This is a genomic window from Richelia sinica FACHB-800, from assembly GCF_014698825.1.
Lineage (GTDB): Bacteria > Cyanobacteriota > Cyanobacteriia > Cyanobacteriales > Nostocaceae > FACHB-800.
Genome location: NZ_JACJTT010000044.1, coordinates 1 through 17015, shown reverse-complemented (window position 1 = coordinate 17015; position 17015 = coordinate 1). Strand labels below are relative to the sequence as shown.

Sequence of the window (17015 nt, the reverse complement as noted above, 5' to 3'; positions counted from 1 at the left end):
TATAACTAACGATAGGCAATACGTAAACTTTGCACCAAAATCACCAAGGAAGCTATAGCCATTAAACCACCCCATACCCAATAAGGTAAGAGCAAATACCTTTGCATTTGTCCTGTATCAGAAAGTCCCAAGGGGCCAGCCGTATAGCTAAATAAATAATCAATTTGATGGTAGGTACTCACGCAAGCTTGTACCCCTAAAAATTGAATGGCAAAACCTTGTACCCATTGGGGAGTTTTCAACGCAATTCCTAAAATTAGAAACCCTAATAAAGGAATTGCCAATAATCCGAAAAAGGAACGTACCCAAATTAATGTAGACAGTAATAAAACACCACCCAGGATTTTTAAACTCAGGGAAGCACTGTGAAAATTACGAGAAGCCATAATCAGAATTGCACCAGCAATTGGTGGCCCCATAGGTCCAGATGCAGCTACTAAGGCAAAACCTAGATTTCCCAAGGTTGAGCGCATGGCATAATGGGCAAGACCGGAACCATTACTAAAAATTTCTAATTTCTGAAAATTTCCTCCTAACAATAAGGCCATTAAGCCGTGACCCATTTCGTGAAACCAAGTGGCTAAAATTGTAAAGGGGTATAAAATATAATTGCCTCCGGGAATTTGCCAGAGAATCGTTGTGGCTATGGCGGCGGCAATCAGCCAAGTTAGTCCCATTCTTTCCATTGCTGGTGGGGCTGTTTGAGTAAATAATGATGCCAAATCTTGATGGGGTTCTCGCATGGGTGAAAATCCTTCAGTATTTTTATTGAATCAGCCCGTTTTTAAAATCACTAAATTATTAATAATAATTCTATTCTTTCTCTTTAAGAAAACAAGGGCATGACTCACGATTCCCAATTGAAAATCTCAAAGAATAAGATGACGACGATTAATAGTTAACCGTCGTCTTTTGTAAATAATTGCTGCATCCTCAACAGGAGCATTTGCTGTTGGGATAAATGAAATTCAATAAAGCAGCGTTTGTGGGAATACACCCTAGCCTAGTCTGGATTTGTAAAGGGGGAGTGGCTAAGAGAGTTGAAATAAGAAGGTCACCAAATCTCCCTTACCTAAACTGATGCGATCGCCTGGACGTAAGCGGTGTCTATTCCCTGGTAATAGAGGCAAGTTGTTGATGTAAGTGCCGTTAGAACTGCCTACATCTTCTATATAGTAAGCATCTCCTTCCACACGAATATCTGCATGAATTCGGGAGACAATTTCGGAATTAGGAAATCCAGAAACATCAATATCTGGAGGAATGCGATCGTTGGGCTTACCGATATGAATAACGGAAAGATTTTGTGGTAATTCCAGTTCCTGATTAGTTTGAACATGGAATAGCTGTCCTAGCACTTGTTGTAGTTGGGTTCTGGCTACAGGTACAGATGCTACTTCCTGTTCTGGTGCAGGTGCGGGTGCAGGGGCTGGTTCTGGTTCAGGTTCTGGTTGAGCAACTACTACTATTGGTTCTGGTTCTGGTTCAGGTTCTGGTTGAGCAACCACTACTATTGGTTCTGGGTCTGGTGCAGGGGCTGCTACTGGTGGTGGTGCTACTAGTAGTTCTGGTGCTAGTTGCGCTGGTATGGGTGGAGGAGTTACGGCTTCCGGTGCTGGTGCTGCTACAGGGGGTGCAGCGGGGACTGGTGCTGGTGCCACTGGTGGTGCTGTCACTACAGGGGGTGCAGCAGGGACTGGTGCTGGTGCCACTGGTGGTGCTGTCACTACAGGGGGTGCAGCGGGAACCGGTGCTGGTGCTACTGGTGGTGCTGCCGCTACAGGAGGTGCAGCTGGTGCTGGTGCCGCTGGTGGTGCTGCTACTGCCGTTGGTGGCAAATTAGAAGTAACTGATGCGGCAATTCCCAATGGATCTGGTTGCAGAAGTTCTAACATTGGGTCTGGTGTGACTAATGGCGGTACTTCCACAGGAACTTCCGGTGCCACAGTTGCTGGTACTGCTGCGACAGTGGCCGCTGTATTGGAGTGTAGATTATAACCACACTGACCACAAAAAGCAGCATCTGCCTGCACAGTTGCCCCACAGCTGGGACAGTAGGTGGTTGCTGGTAACGGCGTATAGCAAGCTTCACACTGAACAGCGCCGTCTGGGTTGGGATGATTACAATTAGGGCAGACGATCATGGATTTAAGCCTTGGTCAAGGTCATCGTAAAAATATTACTGGCAAGCAGAGGAGCAACTCTAACTTTCGATTTTAACAACTAGCCTAGAGAGAAAAATTATGGTTTGAGTTCCAAACCTGCGGCTGCATCTAGCAGCCAAAATAGTTCTCCTTGGGGTCGAATGAGTCGAGAGGGATAGGTGAAGTCGTCAGCGACAGGGGCGAAAACTTGTGCTAAAGCAGGTCGTTTATTCGCTCCAGCAACGAGGAAAATCACACTTCGCGCTGCATTAATCAATGGGTAGGTGAAAGTGATGCGTTGGCTATTATCTTTGTTACCTACGGTAATCAGGCGATCGCATACTTTCAGGGCTGCGGTGTGCGGAAATAAAGATGCAGTGTGAGCATCATCACCCATCCCCAGCAAAACCACATCTAAGGATGGAAACTGCCCTGGTGTAACATGAAAAAATTCTTGTAGGTGTTTTTCATGCTGGGCTGCATCCACGGCTGGGTTAGCTGCTAAAGTTGGTACGGCGTGAATATTAGCTGCCGGGATTGGCACTTTGTCTAACCATGCACGACGGGTCATTAATTCATTGCTGTCGGGATGGTCTGGCGGAACGTAGCGTTCATCTCCCCAGAACACATGTATTTTATCCCAAGGCAATTTTTGAGAGGCGATCGCTTCGTACAACGGCTTGGGTGTACTACCACCTGATAAGGCAATGGTAAATTGTCCTCTCTCATTAATGGCAGTTGCCAATTTAGACAGGATCAAATCTAGCGACCGGTTTACCAGCGCTGATACGTCCGGTAGAACTTCAACCGTTTTGTTCATGGCTTTCTCATCACGTAGCCTGCTTCCAGCAATACAATACCGAACTTATGACAATTGCCCCGTTTAACTTTTGAAACTTTTAACATCAATAAGTAACTAGGCAAATTATCAACCTAAACCTTCTTTATCACTATTTATAGTCGGTTGTCAGTATTCAGTTGTACTAACTGTCAATAGTTACAATATATGCCAAATTTTGTTGACTATATGTATAGGCGATCGTTGAACTTAAATAATCTTTAAAATGTCAGGGGTTGTATTCCCAGCACAGACAAGACAAAATCAGCAATAAAAATTGTCACCCAAGTAGTCACTACGGCTGTGGTCGCTGATTCTCCTACTTCCTTAGCTCCTCCTTTGGTGGTTAGTCCCCAACTACAACCATTGACTGCAACTATCAACCCAAAAATTAATCCTTTGACCAAAATCATTAACATGTCTGATATTGTCAGAAAATTTCGCACTGAGTTTAAAAATATTTCTGGTGCTACTTGATAAAACTCTGATGCTGCAAATATGCCACCAGTGATGCCAATGACTAAAGCAAAAATCATCATCACAGGCATCATTAAACAACAGGCAATGACTCTTGGTAATACTAGATAATCAATCGGATCAGTTTTGAGCATATAAAGTGCATCAATCTGTTCTGTGACTTGCATTGCTCCCAGTTCTGCGGCAAATGCAGAACCTACCTGTCCGGCAATAATACTCGCGGTCAAAATTGGTGCTAATTCTCGGCAAAAAGCCACGGCAAAGGCTCCTCCTACTGTTTCCACTGCACCAAATCTGCCTAATTCTCTAGCAGTTTGAATGGTAAAAATCATGCCTGCAAAACCGCCCACAAGCAGGACTGGAGGAAGGGAAACTGGGCCAGCGGTGACCATATGTTGAATAATTTTGCGGTAATATGTTTTTCCTTGCAGGAAATGCAGCCATATTTGCCCAAATAGCAACAATGTGGAAAAGTAACGAATACTCCAAGCTTGTTCTATAGCTCTTTTTGGTTCACCTATCACCTGTCACCTATCACTTACTAATTATTGGTCAATAAACTCTCCCAATTAGCGATCGCTTGTCGTTGGGAAATTAATAATTCCTGAATTCCTGTTTCGGCAAAATCGAGGAGTTGATTTAACTGGTGACGGCTAAAACTACCTTCTTCAGCCGTGCCCTGGACTTCAATAATGCCCAGATTTTGATTCATGACAACGTTAAAATCCACCGTTGCAGCCACATCTTCTACATAGTTCAAATCTAGAAATGGCTCTCCATCTAATAAACCTACAGAAACAGCCGCTATTTGTCTAGTTAAAGGCGATCGCTCTAATATACCTTGCTCTAATAGTCGAGAAATTCCATAAGCTAAAGCCACAAAGGAACCTGTAATGGCTGTGGTTCTAGTTCCGGCATCTGCTTGTAACACATCTGCATCTACAGTGATTGTCCGTTCTCCTAATAGCCTAAAATCCAATGCTGCTCTCAGACTCCGACCGATTAAGCGTTGAATTTCTTGGGTGCGTCCTGATAATTTAAGTAGTTCCCTTTCCTGACGCTGTTGTGTCGCTGCTGGCAACATTCTATACTCTGCCGTTAGCCAACCTTTGCCACTACCCAGTAAAAACCTGGGGACTCCTTCGGTGATACTGACATTACACAACACTTGGGTATCACCACATTTTGCTAATACGGAACCAGGTGCAAAGCGTGTAAAGTTTGGTTCAAAACTATGGTGCCGGAGTTCGCAAGGTTGACGACCATCGGGACGTTGCCAAGCCATGGGATTTACCTCAAATTTAGGGGATGATGTTTGTTCATCAGTAGTTAGGCAAAATACATAGTCTCGACAATTTATAGCCGTAGACAAAGCAGTTAGAACATTAACTAAAACTCAAACTTAGACAATGAATTTTAGAACTGTCACCGTTCGACTGACGCGGTAGTTGAGCGTAGTCGAAACTCAGGGCAAGCCTGTCACCTGCGATGCACTGTTCCAGTGATGGCATCAGCTGGTCAATAGTTCATGAGTAACAATGTTTAAAGTGTGAACAGTTATGTTTTCTGCACACCTACTACTGATTCAGGAAAATAAATTACTAAAACGACGACAGCAGGTCAAATATTTAGACTTGCTTCTTTAGTCAAAGGGATTACTGGAGAAAATTCTAAGTTCCAGATAGTAAGGTCAGAATATTTTGTTGTACCTGTTCAGCTAATTGGTCGCCATTGATAGTTAAAAGACGACGACGACGGTCATAATACTCTAGTATGGGGATGGTGCGATCGTAAAATAACTCTACTCGTCGCTGCACAATCTCCGGTTGGTCATCCGGGAGAGAACGACCTAAGGAACGACTCACCATTACTGCTTCTGGAACTTGCAGATAAATTGCCCAGTCTAGCTTTTGTCCTAAACTTTCCAACAAAAAGTCTAATTCTTCTGCTTGAAATGCGGTGCGAGGATAACCTTCTAATATCCAACCATTAATCACATCTGGTTGTTTCAGACGCACACGGATGAATTCAATCATCATTTCATCCGGCACTAACTCGCCTTTTTCTACGTAGGGCTTGGCTAGACTAATTAAATTTCCTAGTTCAGCGTAGCCGCTATTGGTATTATCATCATAAATGAAGTTCCGTAAAGTTTGACCTGTGGAAATCAAAGGAACATCAAAGAAATTGCAAAGCCTTTGGGCTTGAGTGCTTTTCCCCGATCCTGAACCTCCCAGAATCACTAATTTCACAACAATTCACTCCTAACGCTGTTAAATTCAATACTTTAAAAGGTTGGTTTGTCAAAAAAATCAAACTAAATTGCAAATAAATAGATGTTTAGATACCTCACACGCAACTGTTAAATAAAATCAACTCTTGACTCAAAACAAATGTAGTGTTTGACTAAGAATGCAAATCTGAAAATTTAGCCTAGCTGTGCAAAACAGGATGATTATACAGCTTTTGCTTAGTTTGTCCCAGATCAGATGAGCAATTACAATTTTCAGTAACAATTTCTTTAAATTTATTCTCAGTTTTTAAACTTTGCTTTATGGTTGCCCAGTTAGAAACTCCCAGTCTAAATTCAACAGATAGCTTACCATACCCAGTCGAGGGGCTAGTACAGGTTTTTACTAGCTCCCACCGCAACTTTTTTACTAGTGTCATGTCCCAAGCATTGAGAATTGCAGGACAAGGTACGCCAGTATTGGTGGTACAGTTCCTGAAAGGTGGTATTCGGCAAGGCCATGACCGACCAATCCAAATGGGCAAAAATCTTGATTGGATTCGTTGCAATTTACCCCGTTGTATTGATACACCACATTTAGACGAATCTGAAACCCAAGCTTTACAGGATTTATGGCAGTACACTCAGCAAATAGTCTCAGCCAGTAAATACTCCCTTGTGGTTTTAGATGAGTTAAGCTTGGCCATTAATTTTGGGCTAATTCCTGAAGCAGAAGTATTAGAATTTTTAGCCAACCGTCCTCCTCACGTTGACATTATCCTGACTGGCCCAGAGATGCCCAAATCTTTATTAGAAGTAGCTGACCAAATTACGGAAATTCGCCGTACTCATCGCCCATAGTAACTGGATTATGATGGTTGGTCAGGAGAATCTACCACTGACAGACCAATGCTGAGATGAAAATTATCAAAAATATTACTGAATGGTTAGAATACCGGGCCTCAACCCCTGATTACCGTGGCTGGGTTTTAATAGGCATTGCTCTGTGTTTCTTAGCTAGTGCCATCAACACGATGATCGGCTGGTTATACGTGATCAGTGGGGTGATGTTAGCTTTTTTAGGTATATCTGCTGTGATCGCACCGCGATCGCTTGGTCAATTAGTGGTGAAACGCCAACCCATTCACCCAGTCACCACAGGTGATGAAATCAAAATCGAAATTGACATCCATAACAAAAAGCAACGACCTGTCATCTTGTTGCGAGCGATCGATAATTTACCTTTCGTACTGGGTAAACCTGTTACACACCAAGTAGAAATTATTCCTCCCCAAGGAACCTATCGTTGGACTTATTACTACCCTACCCAGCGTCGAGGCATATATCGCTGGCACACGGTGAAACTGACCCATGGAGGTTTTGCCGGGTTGTTTGAATCTTCCCGACAACGAGAATGTCCAGCTAGGGCGGTAGTTTATCCCACAGTCCTACCTTTAAATACCTGTCCCTTGGTAGATGAAATTGGGCAAGATGAATCTCAAAGAGGCGATCCCCGTGGTAAACCATTACAGTTAGCCGCTTCAGGTTTAGTGCGATCGCTACGTCCTTACCGCATTGGTGATTCCATCCGCCTCATCCATTGGCGTACCAGCGCGCGTTATGGAGAATTGCGCGTGCGAGAATTAGAAACCATCACTGGTGGGCAAGATGTGATTATCGCCTTAGATAGTGCCGCCCAATGGCAAGAAGAAAACTTTGAGCAAGCTGTAATTGCCGCTGCCTCCTTATATTTTTATGCTCAACGCCAAAAAATCCAAGTCCAACTTTGGACAGCCGCCACAGGACTAATCACAGGTGATAGCGTAGTTCTCGATACCTTAGCTGCCACCAACCCTTTAGAAGAATACAGCCCCTTACCAGATGATAAACCAGTCATTTGGCTCACCCAAAACCCCGCTTCCTTCTCCTCCCTCCCATTAGGTAGTCGTTGGTTATTATGGGAAAATCCCACCTCAGCCACTAGTGAAGTAGTAATTAATCGCGATTATCCTGGCATCATCTTGCAAACTCAAGAAGAACTGCAACTGCAATTACAAAAACCACTTAATAAATTATGAATATAAATCGTATCTATTTGAAGTTTCAATCACTTTTGTAAAGTTAAATTTTCCTGATTTGCCCAACTTTTGCATTCTATTCCATAAGACAGATAAGCATTTCCACTCATAGCCATTCAGATGGCATAAATTGAGATTGGGGAACTTTCCCCAGTAATTGAGTGCTGCCCCTGATGTACAATGCAAAGAAATATTTAAATTATGAGTAGCCGATCCAATGATCTCATCAGAAGCTAATACCCAATCCAGCGATAAAAGTTTAGAAGCAATGCGGCATTTTTCTGAACAATACGCCAAGCGGACTGGCACATACTTCTGTTCTGAACCTTCTGTTACCGCAGTAGTAATTGAAGGACTAGCAAAACATAAAGATGAACTAGGTTCACCTCTATGTCCTTGTCGTCATTATGAAGATAAAGAAGCAGAAGTCAACGCTGCTTACTGGAACTGTCCCTGTGTTCCCATGCGCGAACGCAAAGAGTGTCATTGTATGCTATTCCTCACTCCTGACAATGACTTTGCTGGTGACAAACAAGAAATCACTTTAGACACCATCAAGCAAGTTAGAGACAGCATGGTATGAAGGAAACCATGCCCCAAGAGTTTTGGCAAGGTGTAGAACAATTCAATTCAGAACAGTTCTACGCTTGTCATGACACATTAGAGGCTCTGTGGATTGAGGCAATAGAGCCAGAAAAAACCTTTTATCAAGGAATACTGCAAATAGCAGTAGGACTATATCATCTTGGTAATCGCAACTGGCGAGGAGCCATGATTTTACTAGGAGAAGGCAGAAATCGCTTGCGACGTTACCCATCTATTTTTGCTGGTATTAACGTTGAAGAATTGTTAACTGACAGTGGTGCATTATTAACCACACTACAACAATCAGACCCTGAACAGATGATCACTAATGATACAGGGGAAGACCCGGTTTGGCCAGTTGTGAAAATCTTATGTAGTGAAGAATCTTAAGGTTAGTCAAGATACTTACTGGCATGTGATTACCAAATTGCCCTGGGAATTAGCAAAGATGTGATGGTAGTGAAACCTTTAGGTCAAGGAATGCGTCAACCGTTGCCAGTTATCACCGCTGTGGTCAAATATGGAAGAGTTAATTAATCCAGGCAGTAGATGATATTTCTGGATTAACCTAGTTGTGATAATGAGATTACTAGCATCAATCTTCCTTTCCCAATAGCTATGGTTTTCCCCTTTTCATTTCCCAAATCCTCAATGTTTCGGATTGGACTAGCCTTAACCCTACCAATCACTATTCTTGGTAGCGTCATCTTGCCTTCACAAGTGCCAACTGCGGCTCAATCAACAGGGGGGAATCGTCCCCTGACCATTCGCTCAGATGTACAAGAGTATGATGCCAAAAGCCAGGTAATTACTGCTCGTGGAAATGTGCAAATGCTGTATCCATCCCGCCAAATCCAAGCTACATCTGCCCAGGCACAATACTTTAGTAAAGAACGGCGCATTGACTTCAGTGGTAATGTTTATATTTTGCAACAGGGTGGTAATAGCATTCGGGCTGAGAAAGTGACTTATTTAATTGATGAAGGACGATTTATTGCCCTACCCCAATCTAATCGTCAAGTAGAATCTATTTATATGGTGCAGGACACAGAAGCTAATCAAGTACCAGCACCCAAAACCCCAGCCCTCAAACGCTCTAACTAAAGTAGTTTAGATGGACACAAAACACCTTCTTAAACTAGCATCTACACCCTCGCAAAACAAATATAGTGAAAATTGTTTTAGAAAATATACACAAGTCCTACGGCAAGCGAACAATTGTTAATCGAGTCAGCCTGTCAGTTTCTCAAGGGGAAGTGGTGGGTTTATTAGGCCCTAATGGTGCTGGCAAAACGACTACGTTTTATATTGCTACAGGCTTAGAAAAACCCAATCAAGGGCGAGTCTGGTTAGATAATATAGAAATTACTAGTTTGCCTATGCACAAACGGGCAAGATTAGGTATTGGTTATTTGGCACAGGAAGCGAGTGTATTTCGTCAACTTTCTGTGAAAGAGAATATTTTACTAGTCTTAGAACAGACTGGTGTACCTCGTTGGGACTGGTCAAGACGAGTGCATAATTTACTCAGAGAATTTCGCCTGGAGAAGGTGGCGAATAGTAAAGGGATTCAATTATCTGGTGGAGAACGAAGACGGACAGAATTAGCTAGGGCATTAGCGGCAGGGAAAGAAGGGCCAAAGTTTTTATTTTTAGATGAACCTTTTGCAGGAGTTGATCCCATTGCAGTAGCAGAAATTCAACAAATTGTGGCCCAATTACGCGATCGCGGTATGGGCATTTTAATCACAGATCATAATGTGCGGGAAACTCTCGCCATCACAGACCGCGGTTACATCATGCGTGAAGGACAAATCCTCGCCTTTGGCACTGCGGATGAACTCTATAACAATCCACTGGTCAGACAATATTATTTAGGTGATAACTTCTCCGCATAAATGTGGTTATGGCTATTCAGTTGCAACTAGAGAACAGGGAACAATAGCTGATAACCTCCACAAGTAATTTAGTGCCCCTATTCCCCTTTCCCCAAAACATGATTTTTAAGAATATTAAACCTTTCTACACCCTCAGTTCGCTGCTGCCATTTTCCATCATGGATCGTTACTTGGCTTTGCAGTTGATACCGCCGTTCTTATTTGGTGTAGGTGCGTTTACTTCCGTAGTTTTGGCAATTGATAGTTTATTTGAACTATTGCGGAAAGTTGTGGAATCAGGTTTACCTATCTCCATTGCTTTGCAAGTTTTCTTATTAAAACTGCCCTATGTAATGGTTTATTCCTTCCCCATGTCCACCTTACTAGCAACTTTGATGACCTATAGTCGTCTATCTAGTGAAAGTGAACTCATCGCCTTACGTGGATGCGGTGTCAGTGTCTATCGGATGGTGCTAACTGCCGTTGTGTTAAGTTCTACCGTCACAGCCATGACCTATGTCTTCAATGAACAAATCGCACCAGCAGCTAACTACCAAGCAACTATCACTCTAGAACAAGCCCTCAAGTCCGACAAACCTAAATTTAAACAACAAAATATTTACTATCCAGAATACAAGGAAGTGAAAGAAGCCGACGGGACTAAAAATAAGGTTCTTTTACGCTTGTTTTACGCTGACCAATTTGACGGTCAGAGAATGAAAGGGTTAACCATCATCGACCGTTCCCGCGATGGAGTCAGTCAAATCGTTGTCTCGGAATCTGCTCAATGGAATACTTCACAAAAAGTCTGGGATTTTTACAATGGGACAATTTACTTAGTAGCACCAGATCGCTCCTATCGTAATATTCTCCGCTTTGAACATCAACAACTGCGATTACCCCGTACACCACTGAATTTAGCAGAAAATAGCCGTGATTATGGAGAAATGAATATTTCCCAAGCCATAGAACAGCTACAAATTGAACGTCTTAGTGGTAATCAGCAAAAAATCCGCAAACTAGAAGTGCGAATTCAACAAAAAATAGCTTTTCCCTTTGTCTGTATCATTTTTGGCTTAGTTGGTTCAGTCATGGGCACTATTCCCCAACGCACAGGTAGAGGAACAAGTTTTGGTATTAGTGTTATAGTCATATTCAGTTATTATTTACTTTTATCGGTATCTGGGGCTTTAGCACAGGCTGGTATCCTTTCGCCATTTATTGGTGCTTGGCTACCTAACTTTTTCGGTTTGGGAGTGGGTTTAGTATTATTAATGAGAATTGCTCAAAGATAATATGAATTTTTGACGAAATATCATCTCCATCTACAAATTATTATTGATAAAGCCTTAGGATAAGACTACTACCATACCAGCGTTGAGAAATTGAATATTCTCAACAGGTTTTACCATTCCTGATTATGGCTAACCGCAACTATCCCCCGGCATCCTTACGCTATCTTAGAGCTAGGTTATCTCAGTTCCAAAAACCAGCTTTTTGGGGAACAGGAATTTTTTTATTGCTTGTAGGTGTGGGAATGTGGCAATACTGGCTCAATCCTAATTTACTTACAGATAATCAGCCTCTAGCCGTTGTCAATAGTCAACCTGCTAATAAGGATGATATATCCGATGATAATAAAGCGATCGCCGCAGATATTGATAATTTGCCTGTAATTATCAATGATTTTTCTGTGAGTAGCTTTCCTGACTTGAATATTACCGCGAAAAAAACAGAAAATAATAACAGTAACTTTATAGAAGATGTCATTAATAAACAAAATAATTCTAACCAATTAGCTAAGTCCAGCCCTAATATAGGGGTTAGTAATGTCAAGACAGTTAATTCTGCTAATACTTTTGTCCTAGCAACTGAAGAATTATTATACACAAATCTAAATAATACTGATAGCAGGTTTCTGAGGACTAGTAATATTAGAACATCACCTGTACAAACTGCTGTAACTACAGTTGATTACCTGCCAACAGGGTTAATCAATCAAGTTACCAATAACCGCATTTCTGGTACGAGCAGTCCATTGACATTAGAAATGGAGCAATATCATCAGGCATCTCCAATTTACAGTAATATTAATAGTGCTAAAGAAATAAATACACAAATAATACAAACTAGTCCAAATGTAGCTGGACAGATTTACAATAGCAATCCTGCTTTAAGTAACATTCAACCAAATCCTAATTATCCTCTTAATAATAGTCAAACATTACCTAATTCAGGTATATCGGCAACAGGAAATGGCTATGGCAACTATAATCTACCGAATAATACATACATTGACCAAAAACCAAGACCAGCCACTGTAAATTCCTCTAACCCTGGAGGATATGGTAATTACAACAGTTATGGTGTGCAGCAGTCTATTCCATTATCCCAACCTACTTATGGTAGTTATGGAGTGCAACCACCAATCACAAACTCTCCGGCTAATTTACCATCTTCAGGGCAAGTACCAATCCAGTATCCCAGATAAAAAGTTGAAGGTTTACTATTCACATCACTACTAGTGTTAGGGCTGAATGAACTTGGTAATTCTCTCTTTAAGTCCAGAAAAGAAACGATAGGTTTTACGAACCACATTCAGAAGAGAAGGGGGGATTCTTAAGCCCAGAGGTGAGATTATGGGCAGATAAAGCCAGTAATATGCTCTTTTGAGATTATCCCATTTAGCGCATTTTTCTTCAAACAGAAAGTCGGAAATATCTACTACTAATCCTCTGCCTTCATACATCATTACATTTCTGCCGTGAACATCATGGGGATGAAGTCCACGTTGAGAAGCATATTCTAAAGCCTGGTCTATCTCTTCTATAACTTGTTTGGGAATTTTTATCCCACGTTGAATGCAGTCGTATAAAGTTACTCCATGTAATCTTTTGAGAATTAATAAACCATCTTTTGCATATAAACATTCAGAAAAGGCTGGATGATAACCCAGACGATTATACACTTCCACTTCATCTTCAAATCCTGGCCGTCCTGGGGCATAAATCTTGACTACAAATTCTAAATAGTCAGGGTGATAAACGACGGCAGCATAATTACCTCTGCCTACTATTTCCCAGGGATGAGGGAGAGTACGAACTTCTACAGGGTCATGGGGGTTAACACTTTCTACTTGAAAGTTAGGTAGTAATTCTTGGTCGATGATTTCAATCAATTTATGGAGATGGATTTGCTGCATATAATTTTTTGTTTTCACCCAGAGATATGAATTTACTTTGTTTGAAAAATATTCTGTACCATTTTTTTATCTGTCTTGGCAGCTGCTATATCTAACTCTGTCACTTCACTCTCACTCAATTGCCAACCTAAGGCACCAATATTATTTTGAGCTTGTGCCACACTTTTAGCACCGGGAATAGGAATTGTGCCTTTACAAATACACCAGTTAATTGCTACTTGAGAAATACTTTTATGGCGAAAATTGGCAATGTCACGCAGACATTCTAAAATCCTTTTTGCACCGGGTAGGAGTTGTCTAAATAATAAGCCGCGAATGCCTGGGGGAAAGGGGCCGTTTTCTGTAAATTTACCTGTTAACAACCCCAATGCTAAAGGACTATAGGCAATTAATTTGATTCCCAAATCATCACAAACGGTTTTTAAACCTAATTCTGTAACTGGATAGGTGGAAAGGAGGGAGTATTGCACCTGTAGGGTAGCAATGGGTACACCTCTTGCCTGAAACTTTTTCTGTACCCATAACAAGCGTTTGGGACCGAAGTTGGATAAACCGACTCCTTTGACCAAACCTTGCTCATACAAATCTGCTAACCCATCTAGTAGCCTTTCTTCTTGCCAAGGGGCATAATTAGCTGTAGACCAGTGCATCTGCACCAAATCAATGTTTCTACCCAAACGTTGAGCAGAGGCGTTACCAGCTGATACCATGGCATGGCTTGTCCATCTCCAGGGATAAGCAGCTAGTTTAGTGGCAATGCAAATTTGGTCTTGATTAAGTCCGTGATACTCTTTCGCAAATCGTCCTAACAGTAATTCACTACGGCCATTCAGTCTACCTGTTCCATAGGAATCACCAGTATCAAATAGGGTAACACCATGATTGACACACAGGTTAAACACCTGTTGTAACTGGTCATCCATAGTTTCTTTATATCCCCAGAGGATTTGATTTCCCCATGCCCAAGTACCGCATCCCATAGTGGGGAGGGATAGTGATTGGCTATTTGGCATCTGTGCTTACTAGAAATTTGCTGATAAAAAAGTCATATATTAGCAGTGTAGTACAGTTGGTGTGAGCGATCGCCCCAATTTACGATCAATTGTGTTTACATTCTATAAAAATAGAGGCATTACAAGTAATACCTCCAGATTAATCTATCAATTTTATTGATTATTCCTTATCCTTTTCTCGGCGCTTTTGTTCGAGACTACTTAACAAGTTAGTTACATACTTTTCAAAGTCTAGGATGCGACGCTCAATAGGTTCAATTACGGGAACTTGGAAACTGTCAGGAAAATTAAAGACTACATTTCCCGAACGAATTCCCAAGGGTCGTAAATGACCACCATTACGAGTAAAGCGAAAATCTTGATAATCAGGGTGATAATTAGAGCTATTTTCTTTCCCGTATGTATTATCAAACCACTCAACTGTATTGAAGGCTAATTTTTTATCATCATTAAAAGCAATTAAGCCTAATAAGTTGAATAATTTGGCTTTTTTAATCAGGTCGAATGTTAAAGAAGGTGTTGGTTTAACTCCTAAACCTAAGGCATCAACAATTGCAGCTAATGGCTTGGGAATAGCACTATCAGTACCGCTATTGACGGGAGCTAATAGGACAGAAGCCTGTCCTTTAATGAAGATCCGACTAATTGTAGCTTCTTGAACTGTGGGAATAATTCTCTGATTGAGTGTTTGATGAGCTTTTCTGATGTAATATTCCACTAATTTTTTTGCCTGAATATAATCCCGTCTGACTTGGTTAATTAAGGCTTCTACGTCAGCAATGACAGCATCAGCAGTGAAGGTTTTAGTTTCAGGGTTTTCGGTAATTAAATCGCGAATAAATTTATCTCTGGCTTCAGAATTTTCTGGCAAAGCTGAAAAACCTTCTAGGAGGGAAATATATTTACAACCAATACTATGTCCTAACCAATAATAGTTTTTGTCATCTATATATTTTGTAAATTCATAGCCAGGATTTTGTGTGGCAATTCTCACTATTTCGGGAATTACATTATACTGTTCTCTAATTAAAAAACCAGCTTCTGCATAATGGTCAAAGGTGAAGTTAAAAGGGTAGATAACGATGGTATAACCATGGTCAAAAATTGTTTGGAGCAAGGAGCGATAAAAGAACATGGGGAAAAAAGTGCCAAAAAAAGCACCACCGATGAATTGAACGACTCCTTTCGGGTGAGGGTTTACTGCTAACCAGCTGTGAGAAACGGGAACAAATTTCATTTCTGTTTTCATATTTTTGGTGATTTTATGAGCAGGACAAAATTTTGCTGTTATTGCGGTCGATAACAACCAGGGAACATGAAAGTAAAATTATCAAAGCTGCTTATATTCTAAAATTTCTGTTTCAGAAGGATAAGCACTATGTAAATGGGCAGAAATAAACTTTACTGCTTTTCAAGTGATACTTGACTGCACATATAAATTACAAAAACTTGTAACTTTTCTTTACATTGTCTTTAGGGATATAAAGAGAGCGATCGCACTGGATAATGAGGTTACAACTATAACTCACTCTGACTACAAATAGATAAAGTCATGAATAAGAATGAATACATTGCACAATTGTCTTATGTATCCATCAAGAGTCGAAAAATGTTACCTGAACAATCAGGAATATATTATGTTGTAGATGAAGAATTTATTATTTGGTATGTAGGAAAAGCAAAAAATTTGCGTAATCGCTGGAGAGGGAATAGTCATCATAGAATATTTCAGTTACAGAGACAACGTAAAAAACAATTTCTGATTTACTATGAATTAGTTGATGAATCTCTACTTGATTTAATTGAAAAGCAGCGGATTGGAGAGTATAGTCCACAATTAAATGGCACAATAGTAAAAAATAAAATTTTTCGCCCAACAGAAACTCTTTTACGAGAAACTTTAACGGTTATTGCGCCCTATAGTTTTTTAATAGGTATAGAAGATCCAAGACAAGAAGATCAAAAATTTGTAGAAGCTTGTCTCTCTACTGGAGAGGAATGGAGAGTCAAGAAATCTGTGATATCTCTTCAGGTGATACATATTGGCATTAATTTTAAATGGTTTCCCAGTAGCGACATAAAAATTATAATTCGTTTTCTCAAATCAATATTCAAACATCGACACAATTTCTCCAATAATTGGATTAATCAAGGTAATAAAAAGATTGAAAATGATGGTGGATTATTCTTCAACAGAAGACTTTTAGTCAATGGTGTTGCTATAGAAATTCATCGAATTGATTCAGAGGTAGTTGAGCAAATCAAAGAGTATAAGTTAGTGAAACTTGCAGGAGTAGATATTAGATGCCTGGATGAAATATCTATTGATTTATTAAAGTCCTATTGCAGTATGAGTCGTGCTAGTATATTTATTTCTTCTTCAGAAAATCAATATAATTATCAGTTGGTTTTCAAGCAGGCTATAAAAAGATTAAATGCTTACTCTAAGGATATAGTACAAATACAGAAATGTTGAATGTTAAGAAAAATCAGATAAAAATAGCCCAAAATATGGTAATTTTGGGCGAATAATTAAAATATATTAGTTAAGTTGTGATTATAAATTCCTTT

The 17015-nt window shown here is 40.6% G+C and carries 18 protein-coding genes; 9 read left to right on the top strand and 9 right to left on the bottom strand.

Annotation, left to right across the window (positions count from 1 at the left end; translation table 11 throughout):
• Positions 1–5: 5 nt before the first annotated feature.
• The 6 genes from H6G73_RS21200 to H6G73_RS21175 form a co-directional block, all read right to left on the bottom strand.
• Positions 6–743 carry a M50 family metallopeptidase gene (locus tag H6G73_RS21200; protein WP_190608068.1) on the bottom strand — a complete coding sequence of 246 codons (738 nt, stop codon included), beginning with the start codon at positions 741–743 and terminating at the stop codon, positions 6–8.
• 288 nt (positions 744–1031) lie between these two features.
• Positions 1032–2144 (bottom strand): FHA domain-containing protein, encoded by a 1113-nt coding sequence (locus tag H6G73_RS21195; RefSeq protein WP_190608066.1) that lies wholly within the window; start codon positions 2142–2144, stop codon positions 1032–1034.
• A 97-nt stretch (positions 2145–2241) separates the two neighbouring features.
• On the bottom strand, positions 2242–2964 hold the full coding sequence (gene pgl, locus H6G73_RS21190; RefSeq protein ID WP_190608064.1) for a 6-phosphogluconolactonase: 723 nt from the start codon (positions 2962–2964) through the stop codon (positions 2242–2244).
• A gap of 239 nt (positions 2965–3203) precedes the next feature.
• Positions 3204–3983 (bottom strand): MlaE family lipid ABC transporter permease subunit, encoded by a 780-nt coding sequence (locus tag H6G73_RS21185; protein ID WP_244997443.1) that lies wholly within the window; start codon positions 3981–3983, stop codon positions 3204–3206.
• Between the two features lie 17 nt (positions 3984–4000).
• Positions 4001–4744: a ribonuclease PH gene (gene rph / locus H6G73_RS21180; protein WP_190608062.1), complete on the bottom strand. Its 744-nt coding sequence runs from the start codon at positions 4742–4744 to the stop codon at positions 4001–4003.
• A 385-nt stretch (positions 4745–5129) separates the two neighbouring features.
• Positions 5130–5711: an adenylate kinase family protein gene (locus tag H6G73_RS21175; protein ID WP_190608061.1), complete on the bottom strand. Its 582-nt coding sequence runs from the start codon at positions 5709–5711 to the stop codon at positions 5130–5132.
• 302 nt (positions 5712–6013) lie between these two features.
• Here H6G73_RS21175 and H6G73_RS21170 point away from each other — a divergent pair, with 302 nt between their 5' ends.
• The 8 genes from H6G73_RS21170 to H6G73_RS21135 all read left to right on the top strand — a co-directional run bounded on the left by H6G73_RS21170 (position 6014) and on the right by H6G73_RS21135 (position 12720).
• The gene (locus H6G73_RS21170; RefSeq protein WP_190608059.1) at positions 6014–6550 is read left to right on the top strand and encodes a P-loop NTPase family protein; all 537 of its coding nucleotides are present in this window, start codon (positions 6014–6016) and stop codon (positions 6548–6550) included.
• A gap of 56 nt (positions 6551–6606) precedes the next feature.
• A complete protein-coding gene (locus H6G73_RS21165) occupies positions 6607–7767 on the top strand; it encodes a DUF58 domain-containing protein (RefSeq protein WP_190608057.1) in 1161 nt (386 codons plus the stop codon).
• A gap of 217 nt (positions 7768–7984) precedes the next feature.
• Positions 7985–8350, top strand: coding sequence for a ferredoxin thioredoxin reductase catalytic beta subunit (locus H6G73_RS21160; RefSeq protein ID WP_190608055.1), 366 nt, complete (start codon positions 7985–7987; stop codon positions 8348–8350).
• Positions 8347–8742, top strand: coding sequence for a DUF309 domain-containing protein (locus tag H6G73_RS21155; protein ID WP_190608054.1), 396 nt, complete (start codon positions 8347–8349; stop codon positions 8740–8742). The genes H6G73_RS21160 and H6G73_RS21155 overlap by 4 nt, the downstream gene beginning before the upstream one ends.
• Before the next feature lie 261 nt (positions 8743–9003).
• Positions 9004–9456 carry an LptA/OstA family protein gene (locus tag H6G73_RS21150; protein WP_390840584.1) on the top strand — a complete coding sequence of 151 codons (453 nt, stop codon included), beginning with the start codon at positions 9004–9006 and terminating at the stop codon, positions 9454–9456.
• 65 nt (positions 9457–9521) lie between these two features.
• The gene (lptB, locus tag H6G73_RS21145; RefSeq protein WP_190608050.1) at positions 9522–10250 is read left to right on the top strand and encodes an LPS export ABC transporter ATP-binding protein; all 729 of its coding nucleotides are present in this window, start codon (positions 9522–9524) and stop codon (positions 10248–10250) included.
• Positions 10251–10408: 158 nt separating this feature from the next.
• Positions 10409–11524 carry an LptF/LptG family permease gene (locus H6G73_RS21140; RefSeq protein ID WP_242034269.1) on the top strand — a complete coding sequence of 372 codons (1116 nt, stop codon included), beginning with the start codon at positions 10409–10411 and terminating at the stop codon, positions 11522–11524.
• A gap of 125 nt (positions 11525–11649) precedes the next feature.
• Entirely contained in the window at positions 11650–12720 is a 1071-nt protein-coding gene (locus H6G73_RS21135) for a hypothetical protein (RefSeq protein ID WP_190608047.1), read from the top strand.
• A gap of 36 nt (positions 12721–12756) precedes the next feature.
• Here H6G73_RS21135 and H6G73_RS21130 read toward each other — a convergent pair whose 3' ends face one another.
• The 3 genes from H6G73_RS21130 to H6G73_RS21120 all read right to left on the bottom strand — a co-directional run bounded on the left by H6G73_RS21130 (position 12757) and on the right by H6G73_RS21120 (position 15693).
• The gene (locus H6G73_RS21130; RefSeq protein WP_190608045.1) at positions 12757–13431 is read right to left on the bottom strand and encodes a serine/threonine protein kinase; all 675 of its coding nucleotides are present in this window, start codon (positions 13429–13431) and stop codon (positions 12757–12759) included.
• 32 nt (positions 13432–13463) lie between these two features.
• On the bottom strand, positions 13464–14444 hold the full coding sequence (locus tag H6G73_RS21125; protein ID WP_190608043.1) for an aldo/keto reductase: 981 nt from the start codon (positions 14442–14444) through the stop codon (positions 13464–13466).
• A 160-nt stretch (positions 14445–14604) separates the two neighbouring features.
• Entirely contained in the window at positions 14605–15693 is a 1089-nt protein-coding gene (locus H6G73_RS21120) for a DUF1350 family protein (RefSeq protein ID WP_190608041.1), read from the bottom strand.
• Between the two features lie 360 nt (positions 15694–16053).
• Between H6G73_RS21120 and H6G73_RS21115 the strand changes: the two genes are divergently transcribed.
• Positions 16054–16920 (top strand): GIY-YIG nuclease family protein, encoded by an 867-nt coding sequence (locus H6G73_RS21115; protein ID WP_190608039.1) that lies wholly within the window; start codon positions 16054–16056, stop codon positions 16918–16920.
• Positions 16921–17015: the final 95 nt, after the last annotated feature.